Genomic DNA, 22,993 nt, shown 5'->3' with positions numbered 1-22,993 from the left:
ATGGCCGTGCCGGCGCCAGCGATGGCGCCGGCGGGGCAAGCCGCGTCCATCGCAACCGTAGCAAAAACGAAAAAAACGACAATGAGACAGCTGCCAAAATTGATTTCCATCGCCTGCCTGTGCCTGGCCGGCACCGCCGCCCACGCCGCCAACTGGAGCGACACCGCCATCAGCTGGCGCACCGGTAACGACTACCGCGAACCGTTCAATCCACAGGACATCAAGAAGAACATCTTCGCCCTGACCAGTGTGAGCGGCTACAACTACGGCACCAACTTCTTCAACGTGGACGTGCTGCTGTCGGACAAGAACGACCCGGCCTCGCTGACCCAGACCTCGGGCGCACAGGAAGTGTACGTGTTGTACCGCCACACACTGGACCTGGCCAAGGTGAGCGGCACCAGCATGAAGTTCGGCCCCGTCAACAGCGTCGGCCTGACGGCAGGTTTCGACATCAACACCAAGAACGACGTCGGCTATAACTCGCGCAAGCGCATGCTGGTGCTGGGCCCCACGCTGATGTGGGACGTGCCGGGCCACCTGAACACCAGCCTGTTGCTGCTCAACGAGAGCAACGCCCCCAGCGGCGCCTTCCCACCGATTTCCACCGTCACCGGCCGTTACACCTACAAGACGCACGCCATGCTGGCGGCCGACTGGGGAATTCCAGTCACCTCGCTGCTATCGTTCGAAGGTTTCGCCAACTTCATCGCGTCCAAGGGCAAGGATGAAGTGGGTAATGACACGGGTGCGGAAACCAACATCGACATGCAGTTGATGCTGGACGCGGGCGCCGCCATGGGCCATGCCAAGAACGTGTTCAAGGTCGGTATCGAGTACCAATACTGGCGCAACAAGTTCGGTAATACCTCGGCCACCACCGGCGGACAAGGCTACGTGGCCAAGACGCCGATGCTGCGCGCCGAGTACCATTTCTAAGGCCGCGAATGAAAACCGGGGCCAGGCATGAAGTTGCGTGAGACGCGCAATTTCATGACCTGACCCCGGTTTATTCGGGCGGTGTTTTGTTCAGCTCATCAAGCTCAGTTTGACGAACACGCACAGCAGCGTCCACACCAGCGCCCCCACGGCGTAGGCTTGCGAGCACACTTCCTGCGCTTCGATTTCATTGGAAATCTTGAGGATAGTGGTACTGCCCTGGAACAGCAGCATCAGCGCCGCCAGCAGACCGAGTACCAGCAGCGATACCGTCAACAGCAGGCTGGGAATCGCCAGCGCCAGCGCGGACAGCCACATGGGTACGGCCGAAATGGCGGCCAGCATGAAAGTGTCGCGGAATTCGACGCGCACCTGATGCGCTTCGGCGATGGACTTGATGGCCAGCGCCATCAGCGGTACGGTGCACAGTTCGGCCACCAGGAACAGGGTGGCAATCATTTGGAAACGCTGCGGCGAGGCAGACATCCAGTACACCTCTGGATGGTGGCCGCCGGCGTAGATCAGCATGGCGGGTGGGATCAGCGACAGCGGCAACACCAGCGACAGCAGGGTTTTCCAGATGGCCGGGTGTACCTTGCTTAACTTGTCCCAGGCACCGTGCGCAGAAAACGGCATTTTCAAATAGTCCAACGTGCTCATATCGCATCTCCTCGAGTTGATTTGGCTTGTGACCGGCAGGGGACTAAGGCCGCACCCCTGTTGAGGAAAACTATATCACTTTATGAGGTATTTGAAAGCTCCTTTTTGGCGCCACCCGCCACCCACCCTCCGCGCTCAGTGGCGCAGACGGTCCGCGAACGCGAGCTGGAAGTGCGCCAGCGCCTCCTCGCTCGCGCCCATGGCGCTGTGGAACGCCAACGGGCGGCTATATTCCATGCCGACATAGAGGGCGCTGGCCTTCATCGGCGTCAACACTTCCTCCACCGTGCTCTGGATCAGGCCCTCGGCCGTGTACAGATGCTCGGTCGCGCCCGTGGTGGTGACCACCAGCATTTGCTTCCCTTTGAGCGCGGTGCCGTCCGGACCAAAAGCCCAGCCATGGGTCCACACCTGGTTCAAATAGGCTTTGAGCATGGGCGTCAGGTTGAACCAGTGGACCGGGAACAGCAGGACGATGCGATCGGCCGCCTCGCTCGCCTGCTGTTCGGCGGCGACGTCGAAGCCTTGTGGGTTATGACCGTAGAGCGATTCCAGGTTGCGCACCGTGACATTGGACTGCTGCGATGCCGTATGCTGCAACGCCTTGATGGCGTGCGACTGTTCCGGATAGGGATGGGAAACAATAACCAGGGTTTTCATAAACGTCCTTATAAAACAATGGGAAGGGAAGCAGGTGGCTGGCCGCTTATACGGCGACGGCGCAGCCTTCGATCAGGAGGCCATCGCCGGCGGCGGAGGCCAGCCGGTGGCCGAGAATGGCCTGGTATTGCGGCGAGTCATACCAGGCACGGGCTTGTTCCACCGTGGGGAACTGGAGAATGATGATTTTGCCTCGCGGCGCCTGGCCCTCGATCGCCTGCAGCGCACCGCCGGCCACGATCAGTTTGCCGCCATAGGGAGGAAAGGTTTGCGCGACCTGCGCTTGATACGGTTGCATGCCGTCCGGGTCGTGGACGTCGACGGTGAAGACGAAATAGGCTGCCTGGCTCATGATTGCTCTCGAAAAAGGATGAACGAAGCGTATTGTGAGGCGGATGACTCTTAACTAAAATACGTGAATGGGTTGATGCATTCGTAGCCTCAGGTTGATAATCGTATTGGGGAGCATGGTATGGAGGTATCGCAGCGGGTCCGGGCCATCCTGTCGTTTGTGCAGGTGGCCGATGCCGGCAGTTTTGCGGCGGCTGGTCGCGCGTTGGGGATCAGTTCGGCGGCGGTGAGCAAGAACGTGGCGGCGCTGGAACGCGGCCTGGGCGTACGGCTGATGAACCGCACCACGCGCACCCTGAGCCTGACCGAGGAGGGCGCCGTATTCCTGCGCCAGGCACGGATAGGACTGGAAGCCTTGGACGCCGCCGTGGACGTATTGGCCGAGCATCGGGTGCAGGTGGCCGGCCGGGTGCGGATTTCGACCAGCGCGGCGTTGGGCCGCGACCAGTTGATGCGCGCCTTGCCCGGTTTGATGGCTCGTTATCCCGAGTTGTCGGTGGAGGTGGATTTCGATGACCGCGTGGTCGATCTGGTGGGCGATGGTTATGATCTGGCCATACGCGGCGGCCAGATCGCGGATTCGGCGCTGATCTCGCGCCCCATCTGCAAGTTCAAACTGGTGCTGGTGGCCGCGCCGTCTTACCTGGGGCGGGCCGGCGTGCCGCTGGCGCCGAGCGAACTGGCCGGCCACAAGCTGCTGGTGCGCCGCTTCCTGGGGGGCAAAGTGCCGCCCTGGAGCTTCAAGGGGGCTGACGGCAGTATCTCATCGCTGGCGCTGGACGGCGCCGCGCTGGTGTTGTCGGCGCCCGAATCGCTGGCGCAGGCGGCCGCCGATGGGTTGGGCATCGCGCAAGTGGGCCTGCATTCCGCATGGCCTTATTTGAAAAGCGGGCAACTGCGGCTGGTGATGCCGGAGCAGCATGACACCGGCAGCTATGAGATGGTGATGGTGTATCCGCACCGGGCGCTGGTGGCGTCCCGGGTGCGGGCCACCATCGATTACCTGCTGGAGGCGTTCGCGCGCGATGAGGCGCTGCATGTGCCGCTGTCCGCGCTGGCGTCATATGCGGCCAGGCCGGCGACGGGGGCAAGGTCCCGTTCGCGCTCCGCGACGCCTCAGTGAAGTTCCCGCTTCGCCAGACCTTGCTGAGTAATGCGCTCCGCCAGGCCTCGCTGAGGCGCGCGCTCCGCGTCCTGGCGCACCATGGGCGGCTGCGGCACGTCACGCCGCGCGATCGGCGCCCGGTGGCGCACTGCAGTGATTTCGGCGATGATGGCCACCGCGATTTCCGGCGGGGTGTGGCTGCCGATCGGCAGGCCGATGGGGCCATGCAGGCGCGCCAGTTCGGCCGGTGAAAAGTCGAAATGCTGCGCCAGCCGTTCGCGCCGCCGGCTGTCGTTGAGGCGCGAGCCGACCGCGCCCACGTAGAAGGCGGGTGAGCGCAAGGCTTCCAGCAGTACCAGGTCGTCCAGCTTGGGATCATGCGTGAGCGCGACCACCGCACAACGGGCGTCCGCCCGCATCGCCAGCAGCGCGTCGTCGGGCATGGCCGTCACCAGGCGGGTACCGGGCACCTCCCACGCCGCGCCATATTCCACCCGTGGTTCGCAGATGGTGACTTCGTAATCGAGCGCCCGCGCCATGGGCGCCAGGTAGTGCGAGATCTGCCCGGCGCCCACGATCAGCAAGCGCCATTGCGGACCGTGGACGGTGCGCAGGCGTTCGCCATCCCAACGCAGGCTGTCGCCCGCCTGGGCCGCCGCCAGCACCACGCCGCCTTGCGCCAGGTCGATGGTTTTCATGGCCAGTTCGCCCCGTCCCAGGCGGGCGGCCAGATCGTCCAGCTGGGCCGCGTCGGGCGCCGGTTCGACGATCAGTTCCAGCGTACCGCCGCAGGGCAGGCCGTAGCGTGTCGCCTCATCCTTGGTGACGCCGTAGGTCAGCGGGAACGGCCGTTGGCCCGCGAGCCGGCCGTCGCGCATGCGGGCGATCAGATCGTCCTCCACGCAGCCGCCGGAGACGGAACCGACCGTCAGCCCATCGTCGCGCAACACCAGCCACGAACCGGCCGGACGCGGCGCCGAGCCCCAGGTGTGGGCCACCGTCACCAGCGCCAGGCGCCGGCCTTCGGCGGCCCAGCGCCGGGCCGCGTCCAGCACCTGCATGTCGACGCTTTCCATCAGGCTTGCAGCTCGCCGGTGCGGATCGGCAGGCTGCGTATCCGTTTGCCGGTGGCGGCGGCCAGTGCGTTGGCCAATGCCGGCGCCAAAGGCGGCACGCCCGGCTCACCGATCCCGGTCGGCTTGTCGGCCGACGGCACGATATGCACTTCCACCTTCGGCATCTCATTGATGCGGATCGGCGCGTAGTCGTGGAAATTGGACTGCTCCACCGCGCCATTCTTGAGCGTGATGGCGCCATGCAGCGCCGCCGATAATGCGAAGCCGACCCCGCCTTCGACCTGTGCGCGCACCACGTCCGGGTTGACGACCATGCCGCAATCGACGGCGCATACCACCCGGTCAACAGTGAAGCTGCCATCGGCGGCGACGGTCACTTCCGCCACTTCCGCCACGAAGGTGCCGAACGCCTCATGCACCGCCACGCCGCGCCCGCGCCGGGTGCCGGCCGGGCCTTGGGCAAGCGGCTGGCCCCAGCCGGCCTTCTCGGCGGCCAGCTTCAGCACGCCCGCATGGCGCGGGTGCTTGCCCAGCAACGCCAGGCGGTAGGCTACGGCGTCCTGTCCCGCCGCCGCCGCCAGTTCGTCCATGAACGTCTCGGTGGAATAGGCGGTGTGGGTCGAGCCCACGGAACGCCACCAGTGCGCCGCCACCGGGATATCGGCCGGGGAGTGCAATTCCACCTGCAGCGCCGGAATCCCATACGGTAGATTGGCCGCGCCTTCCACGGACACCGTGTCGATGCCGTTCTTGACCATGCCGCCAAACGCGGTGCCGGTCAGGATGGATTGGCCCACCAGGCGGTGGCGCCAGGCGATCGGGCGTCCGTCGGCGTCCAGTGCCGCCTCCAGCGCGTGGTGGAACGCCGGGCGGTAGTAAGCGCCTTTCATGTCGTCCTCACGCAGCCACACCATCTTGATCGGGGCCTTGGTTTTGCTGGCCTTGGCGATCCGCACCGCCTCCAGCACGTAGTCGGCGTCCTTGCTGGCGCGCCGGCCGAAACTGCCGCCGGCGTACAGCATGTTGATCTTCACCTGTTCCGGTTTCACTCCGAGCAGCGCGGCGACCGAGCCCTGGTCGATGGACTGGAACTGCGCGCCGTACCAGAGTTCGCATTGGCCAGCGCCCAGCTGCACCACGCAATTGAGCGGTTCCATCGCCGCGTGGGCCAGGTAGGGGAAGTCGTACGCCGCGCGCAGGGTGCGCGCGGCGCGGGCGAAGGCGGCGTCGGTATCGCCTTCGCTACGGGCCACGGCGCCCGGCTGTTGGGCCAGCGCGCGGTAACGGGTGAACAGCTCCTCGCTGCTCAACTTTGAGGCCTTGGATTCATCCCACACGACGCGCAGGGCTTCGCGGCCCTTGATGGCGCTCCAGGTATCCTTGGCCAGCACCGCCACCCCGTTCTGGATCTGGACCACTTCCACCACACCTTTGACGGCCTTGGCCTTGCTGGCGTCGAACGATTGCACGGTGGCGCCGAAACGGGGCGGGTGCGCCACCACGGCGGTCAGCATGCCCGGCAACTGCACGTCCTGGGTGAAACGCGCGCGGCCGTTGATCTTGTCGGCGCTGTCCTTGCGCGGCACGTGCTTGCCGATCAACTTGAAGTCGGTGGGCGATTTTAACGTCACGTCGGCTGGCACGGGCAGGTGCGCCGCGGCTGGCGCCAGCTCGCCGAACGTGGCGTGGCGGCCGCTGGCGCCATGCGTGACCACACCATCGCTGACGCTGATGCTGGCGGCCGGCACCTGCCATTGCGCGGCGGCGGCCGATACCAGCATGGCGCGCGCGCTGGCACCGGCCTTGCGCATCTGCTCCCACGAATTGGCGATAGCGGTGCTGCCGCCCGTGCCCTGGAATGGGCCGAACGCGAGATTGTTATAGCGGCTGGCGTCCGCCGGCGCGCCTTCGATGCGTACCTGGGACCAGGCCGCATCCAGTTCCTCGGCCACCAGCGTGGCCAGGCCGGTGTAGGCGCCTTGGCCCATTTCCACGTGCTTGGAGATCACCGTCACCATGCCGTCGGTGCCGATGCGGATAAAGGCGTTCGGCTCGAACGCGGGCGCAAGGTTGGCCGCGCCGGCCGCTGCGGGGGCGGCGGCACCGGCCGCATGCGCGCCAGGCAGATAGATGGCCAGCGTGAGGCCGGCCGCGCCTTGCAGGGCGCCGCGCAGGAAGGCGCGGCGGCTGTCGTTTTCGATACGGGGCGTGTGCATGTTCATATTCCCTTTCAAGCCAGCGCCTGGGCCGCTTCGTGGATGGCGGCGCGGATGCGCACGTAGGTGGCGCAGCGGCAGATATTGCCGGCCATGGCGCTATCGATGTCGGCGTCGGTCGGCTTGCGATTGGATTCGAGCAGCGCGACGGCGCTCATGATCTGGCCGGACTGGCAGTAGCCGCACTGGACGACATCGAGCTTTTGCCACGCGGCCTGCACGGCCTGGCCGACGCGCGCCTGGTCCACGGCTTCGATGGTGACGATCTTCTTGCCGACGGCGGCGGAGACGGGCGTGCTGCAGGAGCGCACGGGATGGCCGTCGAGGTGTGCGGTGCAGGCGCCGCACAGGCCCATGCCGCAGCCGTATTTGGTGCCGGTCAGGTGCAGGCGGTCGCGCAGCACCCACAGCAGGGGCGTGTCGCCAGCCACGTCGACGCGGGTCGTGTTGCCGTTGATGTTAAGGGTGATCATTCCGGTAGCTCCGCTTAGTAGAATTGCGAGCTTACATTCTACTGAGCCGATTTTCCGGGCCGATAGCACGATCAGCGTGATTTCTTGCCTAATACTCTTTGAGACCGCTTCAAAATGCGCGCAGCTTCGTTTCGGCTCCTTGCCGTGCAGGCGCACTGTCTTCGTCGCCGCGCCTCGCTGCGCCCATTTTGAAACAGTCTCCTGGGCGCTTCAGGCCGGCGCCGCGTGCCGCCGCAAGCTGTCGATATCGCGTTTGGGTGGCGCGCCGAATAAACGGCTGTACTCGCGGCTGAATTGCGAAGGACTTTCGTAACCGACCTGGAAGGCGGCGCTGGCCGCATCCAATTGTTCGCTCAGCATCAGCCGCCGGGCTTCGTTCAGGCGCAGCCACTTCTGGTATTGCAGCGGACTCATGGTGGTGAGCTGGCGGAAATGCAGGTGCAGGCTGGAGCTGCTCATTTTCACCAGCGCGGCCAGATCATCGATCCGCAGCGGCTGGGCGAAGTTCACCCTGAGCCAGTCGATCACGCGCGCCATGCGCAGGCTCTGGCTGCCCGCCGAGGCGATTTGCCGCAACCGCGCCGACTGGTCGCTCAGCAGCAGGCGGTAGTGGATTTCACGCTCGATGAGGGGCGCCAGCACGGCGCACGACTCGGGTTCATGCAGCAAGGCCAGCAGGCGGTTGAACGGTTCCGCCAGCGCTGGCGTCAGCAGGCCGGGGGTGGCCGCACCCTGGCTGGCCAGTTCGGCGTGCGATGGCAGGGGGATGTGCGCGGCCAGTTCCGCGATCATGCGCAGGTCGAGCCGGAACACGAGGCCCAGGCAGGGCCGTTCCGGCGACGCCTCCAGCACCTGCGAATTACCGGGCAGGTTGGCTGAGGTCACGAGGAAGCGCTGCGCGTCATAGCGGTAGGCCTGTTCGCCGATCACCAACTGTTTCGCACCTTGGGCGACCAGCACGATGCCAGGTTCGACCAGGCACGGGGCGGGCGGTGTCGGCACACTGCGGCGGTACAGGATCAGGCTGGAAATGGGCGTCGGAAAGTCATCCGTCTCCCGGGTCCAGTGCGCGATCGACGTGGCCAATGTTTGCATAATAGTCCCAACAAGATAGCAACCTTGCAGCTTACCTTGCAACAATGCCGCAGAGTTAGCCTGTTTAATTGTATGCCCTTATGAATCTGATTCATCAATAGACGCCCCATAAATTAGATCGAAATTTCATTTGTTGGCGGCGTTATTGATGTATCTTATTCATAAGCCCATGCAAATTCCAGCCCGTTTCAGGGCTGCTTTAGTCGTTACCATGCCGCCTTCGCTATTTTGAAAATAAACGAAAGGAAGCATCCCATGACGATTAAAGCCTACGGCGCACACGCCGCCGACCAAGCACTGGTATCCCTGGATATTACCCGCCGCGCCCCCGGCGCCAAGGATGTGCGCATCGATATCGCCTTTTGCGGCGTTTGCCATTCGGACCTGCACACGGTGCGCGGCGAATGGGCGGGCACGCTGTATCCGTGCGTACCGGGCCACGAGATCGTTGGCCGGGTGTCGGCCATCGGTGAGCAGGTGGCCGGATTCAAGGTGGGCGACCTGGTGGGCGTTGGCTGCATGGTCGACAGTTGCAAGCATTGCGCGGAGTGCGACGACGGCCTGGAAAACTACTGCGACCACATGACCGGCACCTACAATTTCCCGACCGCCGACGCGCCCGGCCACACGCTGGGCGGCTATGCGGAGCAGATCGTGGTGCATGAGCGTTACGTGCTGAAGGTGCGTCATCCGGAGCAGCAACTGGCCGCCGTTGCGCCACTGCTGTGCGCCGGCATCACCACCTATTCGCCGCTGCGCCACTGGAAGGCGGGGCCGGGCAAGACGGTGGGCATCGTCGGCATCGGTGGCCTGGGCCACATGGGTATCAAGTTGGCCCATGCCATGGGCGCACGCGTGGTGGCGTTCACCACCTCGGCATCGAAGCGGGAAGCCGCGAAGGCGCTGGGCGCGGATGAAGTGGTGGTGTCGAGCGATGCGGCCGACATGGCGCGCCATGCTGCCAGCCTGGACCTGATCATCAACACGGTGGCGGCGCCCCATGACCTGGACCGCTTCCTCACGCTGCTCAAGCGCGACGGCACCATGACCCTGGTTGGTGTGCCGGCCGAACCGCATCCCGCGCCGGCCGTCTTCAATCTGGTCGGCAAGCGCCGCAGCCTCGCCGGTTCCATGATAGGCGGCATCCCGGAAACCCAGGAAATGCTGGACTTCTGCGCTGAACACGGCATCGTGGCCGATATCGAGATGATCCGCGCCGACGAGATCAACCAGGCCTACGAGCGCATGCTCAAGGGCGACGTCAAATACCGCTTCGTGATCGACAGCAGCACCCTGGCCGGGAAGTAAAGCGTGTAAAACATGACTCCTGAACCGGCTGGTCGCCGCGCTGTTCGCGGCGTTGGCCGCACGCGCAGGAGCGACGGGGAGGGCGGGCGTGCTGGCCAACGGCCAACGGCTAGCGGCCTGCGGTTATCGGCTGGCGGCGCCGTCCTTGAATCGGATCGCATCGATCACCAGCGCCAGTGCGCGCGAGCTGTTGCGGCGGCTGGGATAGTAGGCATGCAGTGCCTCAAACGCCGGGCACCAGTCCCGCATCACGCTGACCAGCCGGCCGGCGCGCAGGTGGTCGGCCACCATGCTCTCGGGCAGGAATGCCAGGCCGTTGCCGTCCAGCGCGGCGTCGCGCATCGGGTAGACGCTGGTGAACATGGCCTGGCCGCGTACCCGCGCCTCGACCGGCCGCCCCTGGTCCAGCAGCTCCCAGGCGTAGACGGCGCCGCTGGTGGGCATGCGCAGCACGATGCAGTTGTGGCGCATGAGGTCCTGCAGCGAAGCGGGCGTGGGGCGGTGCGCGAAATAGGCCGGCGCGCCCACGATCACCATCGGCACTTCTGGCGTCAGGCGCACGGCGATCATGTCCTTGTCCACCTGGTCGCCATAGCGCACGCCGATGTCATACCGTTCGGCCGCGATATCGACCAGCCGGTAATCGGAACTGATCTCCACATGCAGGTCCGGATAGGCGCGCAGCAGCGGTGCGATGCGCGGCCACAGTACGGTATCGGCCACATAATCAATGGCAGTGATACGTACCGTGCCGGCCGGCTTGTCACCCAGGTCGCTGACGGCGGCGATCTCCGCTTCGATCTCCTCGATGCGCGGAGCGACGTTCTGCAGCAACCGTTCGCCCGCCTCGGTGGGCGACACACTGCGCGTGGTGCGCGTGAGCAGGCGCACGCCGAGCCGGGTTTCCAGCGAGCGGATGATGTGGCTGAGGGCGGACTGGGTCAGCCCCAGTTTGGCGGCGGCGCGGGTGAAGCTGCGTTCCCGGGCCACGGCCAGGAACACCAGAATGTCATTGATATTGTCGCGCGCCATGTAACCGTATCCTCCTGGGGGGCTGGCGGGCGCGCGTGGCCGCACCGTGCACCACGCCGTCCCCGCCTTTGTTCAGGGCATCGATGATACAGGTTCTGGCCGCTCACGCCAGCCGGCGTTGACTCCGTGTGCGCAACGGGGCGATGGTGGCCGAGGTGCGCACAGTCTCGCGCACTGTCTGGCGTCCCATCGCGTGCCCCGTCGCGTGGCCCGTCGCATGCCCCATCGCGCGCGCTCTCTCGCCGGGCAGCTTGAAGATGCTCACCAGTTCCGCCAACTGGCCGGCCTGGTCCTGCATGGATGCCGCCGCTGCCGCAGCCTGTTCCACCAGCGCCGCGTTCTGCTGGGTCACGCCGTCGATGTCCATGATGGCCGAGTTGACCTGTTCGATACCGGAGCTCTGCTCCTCGCTGGCCGCCATGATGTCGCCCATGATGTCCGTCACGCGCTTGACGCTGGCGACGATGGCCGTCATGGTCACGCCGGCGTCGGCCACCAGCGTGCTGCCCAGCTGGACCTGGGCCACGGAATCGTTGATCAGCGCCTTGATCTCATGGGCGGCTGAAGCGCTGCGCTGGGCCAGGCTGCGCACTTCCGTCGCCACCACGGCGAAACCGCGTCCCTGTTCGCCGGCGCGGGCCGCTTCCACGGCCGCGTTCAAGGCCAGGATATTGGTCTGGAAGGCGATCCCGTCGATCACGCCGATGATGTCGCTGATCCTGGACGAGGCGGCATTAATCGCCGACATGGTCTGCACCACGCGGCCCACCACATTGCCGCCCTCGGTGGCCACGCTCGACGCCTTGATGGCCAGGTCGTTGGCGAGGTGGGCATGGTCGGCGTTCTGCTTGACGGTGCCCGTCAGTTCCTCGATCGAGGCGGCCGTCTCCTCCAGCGAACCGGCCTGCTGTTCCGTGCGGTGCGACAGTTCCTGGTTGCCGCCGGCGATTTCGGCCGAACTGGTGGCGATCTGGTCGGTGGCGCCGCGCACCTGGCTGACCAGGTCGGCCAGCTTGTCGCGCATGGTTTCCAGCGCGGCCAGCAGGCTGTCGTCGCTGCGGCGGCGGTGGGCGATCTGCACCGTCAGGTCGCCGTCCGCGATGCGGCTGGCGATGCGGCTCGCTTCGCGCGGTTCGCAGCCCAGTTCGCGCAGCAAGCCGCGCACCAGCAGCCAGGCGCCGATACTGCCCAGGCCCAGCGCGGCCGCTCCCATCAGCAGCAACTGCAGGCGGGCGCTGGCGTAGGCCGCGTTGGACAGGGCCGATTCCTGCGCCATGTGCTCGGACTGCAGCTTGACCAGCGTCTGCAGCGCTTGCACGAATTCCTGTTCCGATAACCGCATCGTCGCGTTGAGCATGCTCTTCGCTTCCGTCAGGCTGCCCGCGGTCAGCAGCTGGAACAGTTCCGTCTGGTTAGCCTGGTCGGCCTGGCTGGCTTTGAGGATGTCGTCCAGCGCCCGCTTGTCGGCCGGGGCGTGCAGGGTGGACTGGAAGGCCTTCAACCGCGCCGCGTTGCGCTCGCGGATGGGGCGGATCTGCCCCAGCACCGCTTTTTCGCCCTGGTATTCGGCGGCGATGATGGCGCTGCGCAGCAATTGGTGGATCACGGCCACGTCGTATTTCACTTCGTTGGCCTGGGTCACGTTGCGATATTGATCCTGCAGGATATTGTCGATCCGCTGCTGCATGCCGGCCATCGCCAGCAGGGCGACGCCGATCATGGCCACCAGCAGCACCATGGTCAGGCCGAAGCCCATCGTCAGTCGTAATCCTATGTTGAGCTTACCTACCGCCGCTGCGCAGCGCAGGTAGAAATCCTTGACCATGCGTGTGTCTCCTGAGTGGAACGTTATGTATCGTGATGGAACCTATACTTGATTCCTTGAGATTCATTCTGTTCCGGCAAGGAGGATTGCCGCTTATCATTTACCGCCAATCAATTATCATTTGACGACTCAGCCCCGGCACGGGCGCACGGGTGTTGTATGGCCGCCCCACCAGCTCATGGCACCACGGAATAGCTGCGCTTCAGGCAACGCAGCACAAAGGTGGAGCGGCTGTGGCGCAGTCCCGGCAGCTTGTACAGCTTGCGGCGCAGGAATTCCTCGTAGCCCGCCGTGCCCGCCACGGCCACCTTGATCAGGTAGTCATATTCCCCGGTCAGCAGATAGGCTTCCATCACTTCCGGCAGATCGGCCAGGGCCTGGCCGAACTTTTCGAAAATGTCGTCATCGTGGCGATCCAGCGTCACTTCGATAATGACGGTGTCGGGATAGCCGAGTGACTGCTGGCTGAGCAGTGCGGTGTAGCCTTCGATCACGCCCTGTTCCTCCAGCGCCCGCACCCGGTTCCAGCATGGCGTGGTGGACAGGCCCACTTTCTCCGCCAGTTTGGTGTTGCTCAGGCGCCCGTCCAGGCGCAGTTCGCGCAGGATGCGGCGGTCGATTTCGTCGAGTTGGTGGTGCTCTTCCATGGATTCCGGTCAAAGAGGATGATTATTCCCAGGAATTATATCCAAAGGGAAGATTCTTCTGTTAGCATGGGGAATGGCGGCAAAGTATGGGAGCCTATTCCTCACCTTGGCGGGTATAGTTCTCGCATGACTACCTCCGCAACATTGCACCAAAAGACATTCCGCTTCCGCATCGAGGCCGATGGCGCCATCGGCACGTTGGAAGGCGCGCTGGCCATTGTTCGGCGGTTGGGACTGGATTTGCGCAGCTTGCGCACGACGGGCGGGCTGGGTGGACTGGAGGTGTCGATGCGGATCGCATCGGAAGAGGAAGGCGCGCTGCTGTTATGCCGCCAGCGGCTGCACAACGTGATCGGTATCCTGGCGATCCGGGAAACGCCGGCGCTGGTGGCCGGCGAGGCGAGCACCGGTTCAGGCGAGCGGCCTGAACCGGATCGGCAGTGCGAGACTGCTGCGCTTTATGCCTTCAAGTAAGCGTACTTGAACAGGAAGACTGCGGCGATCAGCCAGACAATCGGTTTGACCTTGCGTGCCTGGCCGGTGGCCAGCTTGAGCGCGGCGTAGGTGATGAAGCCGAACGCGATGCCGTGGGCGATCGAGTAGGTGAACGGGATCAGCAGGGCCGTGATGGCGGCTGGCACGCTCTCCGTGCTGTCGCTCCAGTCCACTTCCGTCAGGTCGCGCAGCATCAAGCAGGCCACATACAGCAGGGCAGGCGCCGTCGCGTAGGCCGGCACCACGCCGGCGATCGGGGCGATGAACAGGCTGGCCAGGAACAATGCCGCCACCACCAGCGCCGTGAGGCCGGTGCGCCCGCCCGCCTGCACCCCGGCCGCGCTTTCGATGTAGGCCGTGGTGCTCGACGTGCCCAGCATGGAACCGGCCACGATGGCGCAGCTGTCGGCCAGCAAGGCCTTGTTCAGGCGTTCCATCTTGCCGCCCACCAGCAGGCCGGCGCGGCTGGCCACGCCCATCAGGGTGCCGGTGGCGTCGAACAGCTCGACCAGGAAGAACACCAGCACCACGTTGAGCAGGCCGACCGAGAACGCGCCTTGCAGGTCCAGCTTGAGCAGCGTGGGCTCGATGGCCGGCGGCATCGACACCAGGCCGTGGAAGGTATTGCCGCCAAAGAAGAAGCTCATCACCGTCACGGCGACGATGCCGATCAGGATGGCGCCCGTCACTTTCAACCGGTCAAGCGTGACGATCAGCATGAAGCCGCAAATCGCCATGATGGTGGACGGCTGGTGCAGGTCGCCCACGCCCACCAGGGTGGCGGGATTGGCCACCACGATACCGGCGCTCTTCAACGCGATCAGCGCCAGGAACAGGCCCAGGCCCACCGTGATGGCGGTGCGCAGCGAGTGCGGAATGCCGTTGACGATCTGCTCCCGTACCCCCAGCAGGCTGACCAGCACGAACAGGCAGCCGGAAATGAACACGGCGCCCAGCGCGGCCTGCCACGAGATACCCATGCCCAACACGACGGCATAGGCGAAATAGGCGTTCAAGCCCATGCCCGGCGCCATGGCGATCGGGTAGTTGGCGTACAGGCCCATGATGATGGTGCCCAGCGCCGCCGCGAAGCAGGTGGCCACGAACACGGCTTCCTTGGGCACGCCCGCGTCGCCCAGGATGCTGGGGTTGACGAAGATGATGTAGGCCATGGTGAGGAAGGTCGTCACGCCGGCCACCACTTCGGTGCGCACGCTGGTGCCGTTCTCTTTCAGCCTGAAGAAGCTCTGCAGGAAGTTCAAAATATACTCCGGGTCTTGATCGGTCGGACCCGCGCCGGCGCGGGGAGGCGAGAGCATAGCACGATGCGCCTTCCTCAAAAATGGCTTATTGACAAGCAGCGGGCCGCCTTGGCGCCGCCACCGCACCGAATCGCTGGCGGCGCGGGGCTCGCATTTGCTACACTTTCTCCTACGCGGATGAGACATGTACACCTGCATGTGGCCGCAACCAGCAGGCGATGCGACGATGAAGCGAGAGCGGCACGGGCAGGCGGATAGAACAGGGAGAGCGCCATGAAGGCGAGGATCTGGGGCGCGCGTGGTTCGCTGCCCGTGGCGTTGAACCAGGCCCAGGTACGCGCCAAGCTGGTGGCCGCGCTGGAAGGCGCCATCGGCCGCGGGCTGGACACGCCGGACAAGGTCGCCGCCTATGTGGACCGGGAATTGCCGTTCGACGTGCGCGGCACTTATGGCGGCAATTCGAGCTGCGTGGAAGTGGAGGTGTGGGATCCTGCCAGCAGCCGCCAGCATGTGATACTGGACCTGGGCTCGGGCGCGCGGGCGCTGGCCGGTGCCAAGCTGGCCCGTTACGGCCGCGACCACCCACAGACCTACCACGTGTTCATGTCCCATCTGCACTGGGACCACATCATGGGCTTCCCGTTCTTCACCCCGGCCTACATTCCCGGCAACCGTATCATCATCTACGGCTGCCATGCGGAGCTGGAGCAGGCGTTCCGGCGCCAGCAGGAACCGATCAGCTTTCCGGTCCGCTTTGAACAGATGGCCGCCCATATCGAATTTCGCATGATGACGCCGGGCATCCCCGTCGAGATCGACGGCCTGCGGGTGACGGCCATGCGCCAGTTGCATGGCGGCGATTCCTACGGCTACCGGCTGGAGCATGGCCGCCACGCGCTGGTCTACAGTACGGATTCGGAACACCGGCTGGACGACATGGCCCAGCGCCTGGCGTTCGTGGAATTCTTCCGCGACGCCGACCTGGTGATCTTCGACGCCATGTATTCATTGGCCGACGCCATTTCCGTCAAGGCCGACTGGGGTCATTCGAGCAATGTGGTGGGAGTGGAGCTGTGCCAGCTGGCCGGGGTGCACAAACTCTGCCTGTTCCATCACGAGCCGGTGCAGGGCGACACCCAGATCGAGCGGGTGCTGGAAGAAACGCGGCGCTACGCCGAGGTGACGGGCGAAGCGCCGCTGGAGGTTTTGTCGGCTTACGACGGCATGGAAATCGACTTGTAGCCGGCGCGGCCTACATATTGCTGCGCTCAGTGCCATCGGCGTAGTCGCCAGCTCGTCGCTTGGTCCTTAAGGCAGTGCGCGGCCCACCAGCGTGCCGCCCCGGCGCGCATCCAGACTGAGGCTGCCGGCACCGTAGGCGGCGATCTGCAGCAGGCCACCGGCCATGGCGATGTTTTTCAGCAGGTGGATCAGTTGGTTCTGGTCACCGATGGCGTGGTGGAAGATCAAGCCCGTCACCAGCGAGAACCCGGCCAGCACCAGCGCCGTGGCACGCGTTTGCAGGCCGGCCACCAACAGCAGCCCGCCACCGACTTCGATCACGATGGCGCCGAGCAGTCCCAACGTTGGGAAAGGCAGGCCCATGGCGCCGATGTAGCCGATGGTGGCCGCCGGCGCGGCGATCTTGCCCAGGCCACTGAAGACGAAGATGGTGGCCATCAGCAGGCGGCTGATCAGGGGCAGGGTAGTGGTGTTGGCGTTGTTCATGGCGATCTCCTTGGTGGTTTCCGTTGTGGAGCGCGTTGTGCGATCCGATGACTGCATGGTAGGCGCTGGACGTGTATCGCGGAAGCCTATATATTTAGATGGAATCCATCTATCGGAGCGATACATGCTGGACGCCATGTCCCTCGACCAACTGCGCACCTTCATCGCCGCCGCCGATGAAGGCAGCTTTTCCGCCGCCGGCCGCAAGCTGCGCCGCGCCCAATCCGTCGTCAGCCAGACGCTGGCCAACCTGGAGCAGCAAATCGGTTTCGCCCTGTTCGACCGCAGCGGACGCTACCCGCGCCTGACGGAGGCCGGCCGCGCGCTGCTGGACGATGCGCGCGCCACGGCCAGCAGCATGGACAGCTTCAAGGCCCGTGCCCGCACGCTGGCCGAAGGACTGGAGCCGGAACTGGCGGTGGCGGTGGACGTGATGTTCCCCATCGCCGCGCTGACGGCGGCGGTGGGCGCCTTCCACCAGCAGTTCCCGCGCACGCCGCTGCGGTTGTACGTGGAGGCGCTGGGCGCCGTGGTGCAGCCGGTGCTGGATGGCCGCTGCCGGCTCGGCATCGTCGGCTCGTTCCCGTATCTGCCGCCCGAATGCGGTACGGAATACCTGCTTGAGGTGCCGGCCCTGCTGGTGGTCGCGCCTTGTCATCCGCTGGCCGGGGAGGTCGGGCCGGTGCCGGTGCAGGAGGCGGCGCGCCACGTGCAACTGGTGCTGACCGACCGTTCCAGCCTCACGCAGGGGCGCGACTTCAACGTGATGTCGCCCCAGGTATGGCGACTGGCGGACCTGGGCGCCAAACTGGCCTTCCTGCGCGCGGGACTGGGCTGGGGCAGCATGCCACGCCATATGGTGGAGGATGATCTGGCGCGCGGCACCTTGCAGCCGCTGGCGATCGAAGGCGGTCCGGCTTTCGGTTCGGCGTTTTCCATGCGCGCCCTGTACCGCAAGGACGCGCCGCCCGGACCGGCGGGGCGCTGGTTTCTGGAACGGCTGCGGCAATGACGCCACGCTTGCTCTACAATAGCTCGCACCATCGAGCCCAACAAGGAAAGGCAGCAGGCATGAGCGAATTTTCGCAGGATATCTACACCGAACCATCCAACATCGACATCCACACTCTGGACAACCTGGGGCCGCTGTGCCCGATGGCCGGCGTGTGGGAAGGCCAGCGGGGACTGGACATCAAACCCAAGGCCGATGGGCCGCGCAAGCAGGCGTTTGTGGAACGCATCGAGCTGCAGCCGATCGACCCCGTCACCAATGGCCCCCAGCTGTTCTACGGCCTGCGCTACCTGATCCTGATCAGCAAGCCGGAACAGGTCAAGACTTACCACGAACAGGTGGGGTACTGGCTGTGGGAACCGGCCACCGGCACCGTGATCCAGACCCTGGCCATCCCGCGCGGCCAGATCGCCATGGCCTCGGGCCAGGCGGCGGCCGATGCCAAGAGCTTCGAGCTGGTGGCGCGCCGCGAACAGGATACCTACGGCATCTGCTCCAATCCCTTCCTCGAATACGGCTTCAAGACGACGGAATACCGCATCAAGGTCACCATCCACGATGACGGCACCTGGGGCTATGAGGAGGACACGGTGATGGAGATCCGTGGCAAGGACGAACCGTTCCACCACATGGACAAGAACCTGCTGGTCAAGGTGGCGGAGCCGACTCCCAATCCACTGGCGCGCTGATCCCGCCGGCGCTCACTGGGCCACCACGTAGCCGTCGCGCCCGCGCCGCTTGGCCGCGTACAGCGCGCCATCGGCGCGCGCCACCAGTTCGGCCGCCGTCTGTTCACCGCCCAGGTGCAAGGCCACGCCCACGCTGGTGGTGACGGCCAGCGGCTGGCCCGCCACCGTGAAGCTGGGCCGGATCGCCTCGACGATCTTGGCCGCCAGCCGGCTTGCTTCGTCGGGGTCATTGACCTGTTCGAAAATGATGACGAATTCGTCGCCGGCCAGCCGCGCCACGGTGTCGGTGGCGCGCACGTTGCCCGCCAGGCGCAGCGCGAATTCCTTGAGCACCGCATCACCACCGCCGTGCCCCATGCTGTCATTGACGTTCTTGAACTTGTCCACGTCCAGGTAGGCCAGCGCCATGGGCTGGCGGTTGCGGCGCGCGCGGCCAATGGCCAGTTGCAGCAATTCCTCGAACATGAGCCGGTTGGGGATGCCGGTCAGGGGGTCGACGCGGGCCAGATGAATCAGCCTTTCCTCGATCTCCTTCATGCGGGTAGTGTCATGGGTGAGCGTATAGACCCCGGCCACCTCGCCATCGCCCCGCACTTCCGGCACGAAAGTGGTTTCCAGCGTGTGGATGCTGCCCTTGATGCGCGCTTTCTGTTCATAAGTGACGATCTGGCCCTGATAGGCCCGCTCCAGGTGTTCCTCGGCGTCGCGATACTGTTCCCGGCCTATGCCATCGGCCAGCGGGCGGCCTATCATGCTGTCCGGGTCGATGCCGAACCAGTCGCGGTAGGTGGCGTTGAGAAACTGGATGCGGCGCTCGCGGTCGGTGTACGAAATCAGCACCGGCAGGTTATCGGTCAACAGCTTGAGGCGCTGCTCGCTGGCGGCCTGGGTCAGTTCGGCGGTCTTGCGCTCCGTGATATCGAGCGCCATCAGGTAGAAGCCGGCCACGCTGCCATCGCCGCGCTGGTCGGGAATCAAGTCCACCATGAGCTGGAGCGGGCGGCCCGTCTCGTTGCCTTCGCGCTCGTAGTGCACCCGCTCGCCCCGCAACGCCGCCTCGTAGTGCGGGCGCAGGCGCTCGCGGAACGCTTCGCCGAAGGTGTCGCCGAAAGTGCGGCCCAGCAGGGCGTTGGGTTCGATGCCCAGCAACTGGCGGCAATGCTCGTTGGTGAAACGGTAACGCAGCCGGTCGTCCACGTAGGCGATCATGGCCGGCATGTTATCGGCGATCATGCGTGCCCGTTTTTCGCTGGCGGCGATCTGCTGCTCATATACCAGCCGTTCCGTGATGTCGTGCAGGAAGGCGGTGGCGTAGTAGGCGTTGCCATGGCGCAGCGAGCGCACCGACAGTTCGACCGGCACCTCGTGGCCGCCGCGGTGGCGGGCCGTGACGCGCACCCGCGAATTGAGCACCGGCCCGTTGCCGCCTGCAGCGAAGCGCGCCATGCCGGCCCGGTGTTCCGGGCGCATGGCGGGTGGGATGATCAGCTCCGCCACATCCTGGCCCACGGCCTCGGCGCGGCTCCAGCCGAAGCTTTTCTCGGCCTGGGCGTTCCATTCCGTGATGATGCCGTTGGGGTCGCAGCTGATGAAGGCGTCCGGCGCCTGCTCCAGGATATTGCGGATCAGCGATTCGCTCTCGCGCGTGTTTTGTTCGGCCGCTTCGCGCTCGGCCATCAGCACGTGGAAGGCGGCACTGAGTTCGCCGATCTCGTCGCGGCGGCGCCGCTGCAGCACGTCGATGCCGGCCTTGCCGGCACGGATGTCGGCGATGTGGCGGCGCAGCCGGCCCAGCGGGCGCAGTAAGACGTGGATCGCGGCCCAGCCGACGGCGCCGGCCAGCGCGGCGAACAGGGTCGATACCAGCACCGCGTGGCGCCGCATCACGATCATGGGCGCGAACGCTTCCTCGGTGGGGTAGCGGGCGCCCAGGATCCAGTCGGCCGCGGGGATCCGTTTGTAGGCGTAGATGCCTTCGCGGCCGTCCTTGTTGGTGGCGTTGGTCCAGCCTTCGAAGCCTTGCAGCGCCATTTCCGTGGCGCGGTTGACGCCGGGACGAGCGTTGATGTGTTGCAGCAGGCGGGCGCGGGTGGGGTGGTTGACCAGGATACCCTTGCTGGTCATGATGTACATGAAGCCCGTCTTGCCCGGGCGCTGCGCGCTGACGGGCGTCAGGAACGAGGCGTTGGCCAGGTCGATACTGCCGGCCAGCACCATCGCCACCGCGCCCGTCTGGTCCAGCACGGGTTGGGTGATCAGCACCACGGGCAAGTCCGTCAACGTGCTTTTGAACGGGTCGGAAATGAGGCTGCCGCGCGACGCCAGGGCTTGCTCGAAAAATTGTTTGGATGCCGCCGTCAGCGGCCAGGTGCCGATGCCGGCGCGCGCCGTGTGCCGCAGCACGCCCTGGCGGTCGTAGGTGACCAGGTTGAGGAACGCGGCCCGCACCGTAGGATGCTGCTCGATGAACTGCTGCATGCGCTCGGGATGGTCGTTCAGGTCGGGCGGCACGGCGTCGGCCAGGCTGGCCAGCAGCGTGCGTTTGGCTTCCAGCTGGGAATCGATGTTGGCGGCGGCGGCCGACAACAGCGCGAATTGCTGGTCGCCGATTACCGCTTCCATGTCGCGTTCGGCCAGCAACAGCGCCACCGAGGTGACGATCACCGTGGCCGCCAGCACAAGCGCCACCACCACAGCCGTCATACGGAATTTCAGGCTGCGGAAGAGTGGCACGTTGGCGAGCATAGGGCGGCGGCGGAAGATTTTAGTGCCAGTATTGCACACCCGGGTGGACTAGGCCAAGCGGCTTGCCCGCGCCGTCGCCGCTTAGAACTCCAGCCACTGATCCTCGTCGGCGCCATTGGCCACCTTGCGGGCGGCGTACGCGTGCGGGCCGGCCGCCACCGGCACCGGCGCAGGTATGCGCTTGGGGCGCTGGCGGGGCATGGCGCTGATGCTGGCCGAGTCCACGCCCGTGCCCGCGCCGGACACTGCGCCGTCCAGGCGGAACTGGTCGACCGCGTGCGACAGGTGGCGTGCCCGCTCGCGCATGGTGCTGGCTGCCGCCGACGCTTGCTCCACCAGCGCCGCGTTCTGCTGGGTGCCCTGGTCCATCTGGCTCACGGCCGCGTTGATGTGTTCGATGCCGGCCAGTTGCTCCTGGCTGCCGCCGGCGATGTCGCGCATGATGTCGGTCACGCGGCGCACGCTGGCCACGATCTCGCCCATGGTGTGGCCGGCCGCATCGACCAGGCGCGCGCCGGCGTCCACCTGGTCCACCGAGTCGCCGATCAGGGTCTTGATCTCGCGTGCCGCCGCCGCCGAACGCTGCGCCAGGTTGCGCACTTCGTTGGCCACCACGGCGAAGCCGCGGCCCTGTTCGCCGGCGCGGGCCGCTTCCACGGCCGCGTTCAGGGCCAGGATATTGGTCTGGAAGGCGATGCTGTCGATGACGGCGATGATGTCGACGATCTTGCGCGCCGAGGCGTTGATGGAGGCCATGGTGTCGACCACCTGGGCCACCACGGCGCCGCCCTGGCCGGCCACGTCCGAGGCCGACTGCGCCAGCGTGTTGGCCTGGTGCGCATGCTCGGCGTTGCGCTTGACGGTGGCGGTCAGTTCCTCCATCGAGGAGGCGGTTTCCTCCAGCGCGCCGGCCTGGCGCTCGGTGCGTTCCGACAGGTCCAGGTTGCCGGCCGCGATCTCGGCCGAAGCGGTGGCGATGGCATCCGTGCTGCCCCGGACTTCGCGCACAATGCCGATCAGGCTGTGGTTCATGTCCTTGAGGGCGGCCGACAACTGGCCGATTTCGTCCGTGCTGCGGACCTCGATCCGGGAGCTGAGGTCGCCCCCGGCCACCGTGCGCGCCACTTTGACGGCATGGTTGATGGGGCCGACGATGCCGCGCGTGATGAACCACGCCGTCAACAGGCTCAAAATGCCGCCGGCCAGGCCCAGCACGATCATGACGTTACTGTCCAGGCGCGCGCGGCTTGCGGCGTCGGCGGCCCTGGTGTCGTTCAGTTGTTCGGCCAGGCGCGCCAGGGCCTCGTTGGCGCCGGCCCCGCCCGTGGCCGGTTCCGCCGGCCGTGCCTGGTCTTGCGCGCCGGCCTGGCGGGCCAGTTCATCCTTGATCTGGCGCAGCTGGCCGATCTGCTGCGCGCGCTGGCTGGCGCCGCGGTCGAGTTCCGTGGCCGTCATGCGCAGGGCCGAAGCGCCCAAGGCGACCACCACGGCCAGCATGACAGTGGTGAGGGCAAAAGCGATCGTCAGCCGGTGGCCGATCTTGATGTTGCCGATATGGTGAGTGAAATTCATGGGCCGTCTTTTTCTCTTATCAGTCCCTGGCGCGCCGTGCGATGGCCGCGTCCGCGGTACGGTTGATCAAGCCCGGCGTCTCCTCCGGGTGCGGGCAGTGTAG

Annotated in this window: 21 protein-coding genes; 7 read left to right on the top strand and 14 right to left on the bottom strand. The window is 65.6% G+C overall.

Annotated features, from left to right (window positions below; translation table 11 throughout):
* The first annotated feature begins 81 nt into the window (after window positions 1-81).
* Complete coding sequence (locus H3H39_RS09905) at window positions 82-939, top strand: outer envelope protein (RefSeq protein WP_182153209.1); 858 nt, start codon at window positions 82-84, stop codon at window positions 937-939.
* A 90-nt stretch (window positions 940-1,029) separates the two neighbouring features.
* Here the strand turns inward: H3H39_RS09905 and H3H39_RS09900 are convergent, their stop codons facing one another.
* The 3 genes from H3H39_RS09900 to H3H39_RS09890 all read right to left on the bottom strand — a co-directional run bounded on the left by H3H39_RS09900 (window position 1,030) and on the right by H3H39_RS09890 (window position 2,611).
* A complete protein-coding gene (locus H3H39_RS09900; RefSeq protein WP_182153208.1) occupies window positions 1,030-1,599 on the bottom strand; it encodes a YIP1 family protein in 570 nt (189 codons plus the stop codon).
* 135 nt (window positions 1,600-1,734) lie between these two features.
* On the bottom strand, window positions 1,735-2,259 hold the full coding sequence (locus H3H39_RS09895) for an NAD(P)H-dependent oxidoreductase (protein ID WP_182153207.1): 525 nt from the start codon (window positions 2,257-2,259) through the stop codon (window positions 1,735-1,737).
* Window positions 2,260-2,305: 46 nt separating this feature from the next.
* Window positions 2,306-2,611, bottom strand: a complete 306-nt coding sequence (locus H3H39_RS09890; RefSeq protein ID WP_182153206.1) for a DUF1330 domain-containing protein — start codon at window positions 2,609-2,611, stop codon at window positions 2,306-2,308.
* A gap of 120 nt (window positions 2,612-2,731) precedes the next feature.
* Between H3H39_RS09890 and H3H39_RS09885 the strand changes: the two genes are divergently transcribed.
* A complete protein-coding gene (locus tag H3H39_RS09885; RefSeq protein ID WP_182153205.1) occupies window positions 2,732-3,733 on the top strand; it encodes a LysR family transcriptional regulator in 1,002 nt (333 codons plus the stop codon).
* On the opposite strand, the gene H3H39_RS09880 is transcribed toward H3H39_RS09885, so the two are convergent.
* The 4 genes from H3H39_RS09880 to H3H39_RS09865 all read right to left on the bottom strand — a co-directional run bounded on the left by H3H39_RS09880 (window position 3,727) and on the right by H3H39_RS09865 (window position 8,575).
* Window positions 3,727-4,791 (bottom strand): XdhC family protein, encoded by a 1,065-nt coding sequence (locus H3H39_RS09880; protein WP_182153204.1) that lies wholly within the window; start codon window positions 4,789-4,791, stop codon window positions 3,727-3,729. The genes H3H39_RS09885 and H3H39_RS09880 overlap by 7 nt on opposite strands.
* Complete coding sequence (locus tag H3H39_RS09875) at window positions 4,791-7,007, bottom strand: xanthine dehydrogenase family protein molybdopterin-binding subunit (protein WP_182153203.1); 2,217 nt, start codon at window positions 7,005-7,007, stop codon at window positions 4,791-4,793. The genes H3H39_RS09880 and H3H39_RS09875 overlap by 1 nt, the downstream gene beginning before the upstream one ends.
* A gap of 14 nt (window positions 7,008-7,021) precedes the next feature.
* Entirely contained in the window at window positions 7,022-7,480 is a 459-nt protein-coding gene (locus H3H39_RS09870; protein ID WP_182153202.1) for a (2Fe-2S)-binding protein, read from the bottom strand.
* Window positions 7,481-7,690: 210 nt separating this feature from the next.
* Window positions 7,691-8,575, bottom strand: coding sequence for an AraC family transcriptional regulator (locus H3H39_RS09865; protein WP_182153201.1), 885 nt, complete (start codon window positions 8,573-8,575; stop codon window positions 7,691-7,693).
* A 255-nt stretch (window positions 8,576-8,830) separates the two neighbouring features.
* Here H3H39_RS09865 and H3H39_RS09860 point away from each other — a divergent pair, with 255 nt between their 5' ends.
* On the top strand, window positions 8,831-9,883 hold the full coding sequence (locus H3H39_RS09860; RefSeq protein WP_182153200.1) for an NAD(P)-dependent alcohol dehydrogenase: 1,053 nt from the start codon (window positions 8,831-8,833) through the stop codon (window positions 9,881-9,883).
* A gap of 123 nt (window positions 9,884-10,006) precedes the next feature.
* Here the strand turns inward: H3H39_RS09860 and H3H39_RS09855 are convergent, their stop codons facing one another.
* From H3H39_RS09855 to H3H39_RS09845, 3 genes are all read right to left on the bottom strand, one after another.
* The gene (locus H3H39_RS09855) at window positions 10,007-10,915 is read right to left on the bottom strand and encodes a LysR family transcriptional regulator (RefSeq protein ID WP_182153199.1); all 909 of its coding nucleotides are present in this window, start codon (window positions 10,913-10,915) and stop codon (window positions 10,007-10,009) included.
* A gap of 103 nt (window positions 10,916-11,018) precedes the next feature.
* On the bottom strand, window positions 11,019-12,740 hold the full coding sequence (locus H3H39_RS09850; RefSeq protein ID WP_220461493.1) for a methyl-accepting chemotaxis protein: 1,722 nt from the start codon (window positions 12,738-12,740) through the stop codon (window positions 11,019-11,021).
* Window positions 12,741-12,916: 176 nt separating this feature from the next.
* Complete coding sequence (locus H3H39_RS09845; protein WP_182153198.1) at window positions 12,917-13,387, bottom strand: Lrp/AsnC family transcriptional regulator; 471 nt, start codon at window positions 13,385-13,387, stop codon at window positions 12,917-12,919.
* A gap of 126 nt (window positions 13,388-13,513) precedes the next feature.
* Between H3H39_RS09845 and H3H39_RS09840 the strand changes: the two genes are divergently transcribed.
* Window positions 13,514-13,861, top strand: a complete 348-nt coding sequence (locus tag H3H39_RS09840; RefSeq protein ID WP_182153197.1) for a hypothetical protein — start codon at window positions 13,514-13,516, stop codon at window positions 13,859-13,861.
* Here H3H39_RS09840 and H3H39_RS09835 read toward each other — a convergent pair.
* The gene (locus H3H39_RS09835) at window positions 13,846-15,144 is read right to left on the bottom strand and encodes an NCS2 family permease (protein ID WP_182153196.1); all 1,299 of its coding nucleotides are present in this window, start codon (window positions 15,142-15,144) and stop codon (window positions 13,846-13,848) included. The genes H3H39_RS09840 and H3H39_RS09835 overlap by 16 nt on opposite strands.
* Before the next feature lie 273 nt (window positions 15,145-15,417).
* Here H3H39_RS09835 and H3H39_RS09830 point away from each other — a divergent pair, with 273 nt between their 5' ends.
* Window positions 15,418-16,386, top strand: a complete 969-nt coding sequence (locus tag H3H39_RS09830) for an MBL fold metallo-hydrolase (protein ID WP_182153195.1) — start codon at window positions 15,418-15,420, stop codon at window positions 16,384-16,386.
* Window positions 16,387-16,452: 66 nt separating this feature from the next.
* Here H3H39_RS09830 and H3H39_RS09825 read toward each other — a convergent pair whose 3' ends face one another.
* Entirely contained in the window at window positions 16,453-16,872 is a 420-nt protein-coding gene (locus H3H39_RS09825; RefSeq protein ID WP_182153194.1) for a DoxX family protein, read from the bottom strand.
* 124 nt (window positions 16,873-16,996) lie between these two features.
* Here H3H39_RS09825 and H3H39_RS09820 point away from each other — a divergent pair, with 124 nt between their 5' ends.
* Together H3H39_RS09820 and H3H39_RS09815 are read left to right on the top strand one after the other, a co-directional pair.
* The gene (locus H3H39_RS09820) at window positions 16,997-17,884 is read left to right on the top strand and encodes a LysR family transcriptional regulator (protein WP_182153193.1); all 888 of its coding nucleotides are present in this window, start codon (window positions 16,997-16,999) and stop codon (window positions 17,882-17,884) included.
* 59 nt (window positions 17,885-17,943) lie between these two features.
* Window positions 17,944-18,573: an FABP family protein gene (locus H3H39_RS09815; protein ID WP_182153192.1), complete on the top strand. Its 630-nt coding sequence runs from the start codon at window positions 17,944-17,946 to the stop codon at window positions 18,571-18,573.
* A gap of 12 nt (window positions 18,574-18,585) precedes the next feature.
* Here the strand turns inward: H3H39_RS09815 and H3H39_RS09810 are convergent, their stop codons facing one another.
* Entirely contained in the window at window positions 18,586-21,276 is a 2,691-nt protein-coding gene (locus tag H3H39_RS09810) for a sensor domain-containing diguanylate cyclase (protein WP_182153191.1), read from the bottom strand.
* Between the two features lie 123 nt (window positions 21,277-21,399).
* A complete protein-coding gene (locus tag H3H39_RS09805) occupies window positions 21,400-22,890 on the bottom strand; it encodes a methyl-accepting chemotaxis protein (RefSeq protein WP_182153190.1) in 1,491 nt (496 codons plus the stop codon).
* Window positions 22,891-22,993: the final 103 nt, after the last annotated feature.

The organism is Rugamonas apoptosis (assembly GCF_014042355.1).
Classification (GTDB): domain Bacteria; phylum Pseudomonadota; class Gammaproteobacteria; order Burkholderiales; family Burkholderiaceae_D; genus Rugamonas; species Rugamonas apoptosis.
This window is presented reverse-complemented; position numbering and strand designations above follow the sequence as displayed.